This is a genomic window from Mesorhizobium sp. P3_A9, assembly GCF_056402975.1.
Genome location: NZ_JBFUGJ010000501.1, coordinates 1 through 3,325 on the forward strand (window position 1 = coordinate 1; position 3,325 = coordinate 3,325).

Sequence of the window (3,325 nt, forward strand, 5' to 3'; positions counted from 1 at the left end):
CGACTGATCTGATCAAAGTTGCTTCCTATTCCTTCGCGTCGGTACCGTCGGATTTCCGAGATGACAGGGCATGCGGGTTGCGCGCATGAAACAGGTCCAGGTCGGCTTCGATACGGTCGAGCAGATTGTTGCGCACCATGTCGTAGCCGAGCTCGATCGCCGCGGCAAAACCGTCCGAATCAGCACCGCCGTGGCTTTTGACGACGATGCCGTTCAGCCCCAGGAACACGCCGCCATTGGAGCGGCYGACATCCATCTTTTCGCGCAGGCGATCGAAGGCGCCCTTGGCGAAGATATAACCAATCTTGGCCATCAAGGTGCGGCTCATCGCGGCGCGCAGATATCCTGCGATCTGGCGCGCGGTGCCTTCGGCCGTCTTCAGCGCGATGTTGCCGGCGAAGCCTTCCGTCACCACAACGTCGACCGTGCCCTTGCCGATATCGTCGCCTTCGACAAAGYCATGATAGTTCATCGAGGCCATATTGGCCTCGCGCAGCATGCGTCCCGCTTCCTTGACCTCTTCCTGACCCTTGATCTCTTCGACGCCGACATTGAGCAGGCCGACGGTGGGCCGGTCGATGCCGAAGACGGAGCGCGCCATGCCGGTGCCGAGAATGGCAAAATCAATGAGCTGATGCGCGTCGGCGCCAATGGTGGCTCCGACGTCCAGAACCACGCTTTCACCGCGCAATGTCGGCCACAATGCCGCGATCGCCGGACGATCGATGGTGGCCATGGTGCGCAGGCAGAATTTCGACATCGCCATCAGCGCGCCGGTGTTGCCGGCGGAGATGCAGGCGTCCGCGGCGCCCGACTTGACCGCYTCGACWGCYTTCCACATCGACGAYTTCCAGCGGCCRTGGCGCAGYGCCTGGCTCGGCTTGTCGTCCATCCTGACCGCGATCTCGCAGTGGAAGAATTCACTCACCTCGGCCAGTTTGGGAAACTTGGCCAGTTCGGGGCGCACCAGTTCCTCACGCCCATAGATGACGAAGCGGATGTCGGGACGGCGGGTGGCGACCGTCATGAGCGCCGGAATGACCACGGCTGGTCCGTGATCGCCGCCCATGGCATCGATGGAAATCCTGATCACGCGGTATTCATCTCACGGGTTAGGCGGCAGGTCGCTTTAGTGGTCGCGAAGGTTCGGCGAAAATAGCGGTTTTGACTTTTCACACAACCGACTTTTCCATTGCGGGCGAGGTTTTCAGGATTTTCCCAGCAAGGATCGCAGTTTTTGCTGAAATTCATTCTCCGCCGCTTCGGTTTCACCGCCGGCATTGAGCGACGCGCCCGACTTGCGCGGATAAGGGTCGATCGCCAGTCCGAAGAACTGTTCGGCAAGCGCCCCGACATCGATGATGTCACCGGAGAATGTTTCGGGACTGTAAGGGCCGTCCGCGTCGAGCAGGATCTCGCCGCCGCCGTCGAACCCCTGCCGTCCAAGCTTGGACTCCTCGGGCAGCAGGAGTGCTTCGACCGGCTCGTCGATATGCGCCTGGACGGGATCGAGCGTGACGATGCAGGCCTGCGTGATATCGGCTTCGACGCGGCCGCTGACCTTCACGCCATTGCGTTTCCAGGAGGCCACAAGAAGGTCGGCGCGATAGGATTCAACGGAGAGCAGCCCGTGCTCCTCGGCGAGTGCCACGCGCTGTGCTGCGTCGGCCTCGATCACCACCGGCAGGCCCTTATTCGGCAGACGCGCGACGTTCGCGAAAAAGGCAACCGGGCTCTGCGGATCAGCATGTTTCATCAAGCACCTCCCTTGGCGAGCGGAAACGCCGCCGTGCCGGAAACGATAGATTCGGACGGCTGCGCGGCCAGCTGCCGGCAGGCATCGGCGACATAGTCGGCCAATTGCGGCGCCTCCGGCCATATGCCGGCATCGGGCCGGACATTGCGCGCAAGTGCTGCGGTCAGTCCGTCACGATCGTTCCGTTCCAGCGCATCATCATAGGCGGCGGTGCGGCCATAAAACATCTTCGCCAGTTTCTTCATACGCTTGGGCACGCCGACGTCACCAATGCCCAGTTCCCGCAGCGAATGGTCGACGTCGAGGAAGAACTCGTCGATCAGCACCTGGGCGATCTCCTGCGCCACACCGTCCTCGCCACGCAAGCGATGCTGGAACAGGAACATATGCAGCGAAAGCATCTCGAAACGGCCGAGCGGCGTGTCCGGCACATTCCAGCGGGAATAAAATACACTCTGCCGCGCCGCYGCCACGATTTGTGCGTACAGCGCGTCCGTGATGGTGCGGTTGGCGTGGCGTTCGCGACCAAAAAGGCGCTGGAACATGGGGATGGTCTCCGGGGACCGTTTGTTGAATTGGCCTTGTTGCATCGGCAAGCAAGCTGGTTTACCGGTTTTGCGGCCCAGCGCAAGTTGCGGCGATATAATGGAGAATTGTTGTTGCGCGCGCTGAATTTCAAGTCGACCTTCTCGTCCAGGCCCGCCGGCGCGATCTCGCTGCTGCTCGTCATATCGGCGCTCTCGGCATGTCATACCAACAAGATGTTCGGCGACCTCAGTCCGAGCGAGACGCTGACGCAAGGCTATGTTTACGACCAGCAGGCCGTCGATTCGGTGCCCGTCGGCTCCAGCCGCGAGCAGGTGCTTCTGGCGCTTGGCACGCCGTCGACCACGGCGACTTTCGACAACGAGGCGTTTTATTACATTTCGCAAACGCGCAAGCGCTATGTCGCCTTCGCCAAGCCCAGGCTCGTCGACCAGAAGGTGCTGGCGGTCTATTTCGGCGCCGATGGTCGCGTCACCCAGATCGCCAATTACGGCTTGAAGGACGGCAAGATTTTCGACTTCATCTCGCGCACCACGCCGACTGGCGGCAAGGACCAGAACTTCCTCAGCCAGATCATCAACGGCGCCAGCAAGCTGGCGCCCGGCATCCCCGGCGGCGGCACTCCCTGATCATCAGACCCTGCTTCCCCACGGGGAAAACAGCAACATCTCAGGCGACCGAAAACCCGCGGGAGCAATCCTGCGGGTTTTTGTTTGGCCAAGGCAGGCCCGGCTTGCCAGCAATGGGGCAAGCCCTTATCAAATCCCAGGGCTTTGGGGTTTTGAAAATGAGCAGTGGCGAACGCGTAGCACCAGACGGCTGGATGGCCACGGGAACACCCGACCGGCAGACCGTGACACCTGATTGGCTTGCCATCGACCCTCCGGCGATCGACGGCGTCAAGATCAAGGAAATCAGGCCGGTCGCGACGTCGAACGGCTATCTCACCGAGGTTTTCCGGGACGAGTGGGATCTCGATCAATTGCCCGTCGGCCAGGTCTTCCAGCGCACGATGTATCCGGG

4 protein-coding genes and 1 pseudogene are annotated in these 3,325 nt (G+C 61.4%); 2 read left to right on the forward strand and 3 right to left on the reverse strand.

All coding sequences use genetic code 11. From position 1 onward, the window contains the following. Positions 1–25: 25 nt before the first annotated feature. The 3 genes from plsX to AC1DX0_RS33330 all read right to left on the reverse strand — a co-directional run bounded on the left by plsX (position 26) and on the right by AC1DX0_RS33330 (position 2,301). The gene (plsX, locus tag AC1DX0_RS33320; protein ID WP_477358618.1) at positions 26–1,093 is read right to left on the reverse strand and encodes a phosphate acyltransferase PlsX; all 1,068 of its coding nucleotides are present in this window, start codon (positions 1,091–1,093) and stop codon (positions 26–28) included. Between the two features lie 114 nt (positions 1,094–1,207). Beyond that, positions 1,208–1,756: a YceD family protein gene (locus AC1DX0_RS33325; RefSeq protein ID WP_477221174.1), complete on the reverse strand. Its 549-nt coding sequence runs from the start codon at positions 1,754–1,756 to the stop codon at positions 1,208–1,210. Further along, complete coding sequence (locus AC1DX0_RS33330; RefSeq protein ID WP_477221173.1) at positions 1,756–2,301, reverse strand: ubiquinol-cytochrome C chaperone family protein; 546 nt, start codon at positions 2,299–2,301, stop codon at positions 1,756–1,758. Before AC1DX0_RS33330 ends, AC1DX0_RS33325 begins: the two co-directional genes overlap by 1 nt. A 114-nt stretch (positions 2,302–2,415) precedes the next feature. Between AC1DX0_RS33330 and AC1DX0_RS33335 the strand changes: the two genes are divergently transcribed. Then, positions 2,416–2,931, forward strand: coding sequence for an outer membrane protein assembly factor BamE (locus AC1DX0_RS33335; protein WP_475451193.1), 516 nt, complete (start codon positions 2,416–2,418; stop codon positions 2,929–2,931). A gap of 158 nt (positions 2,932–3,089) precedes the next feature. After that, positions 3,090–3,325: pseudogene (locus tag AC1DX0_RS33340) on the forward strand (dTDP-4-dehydrorhamnose 3,5-epimerase); the annotation flags it as partial.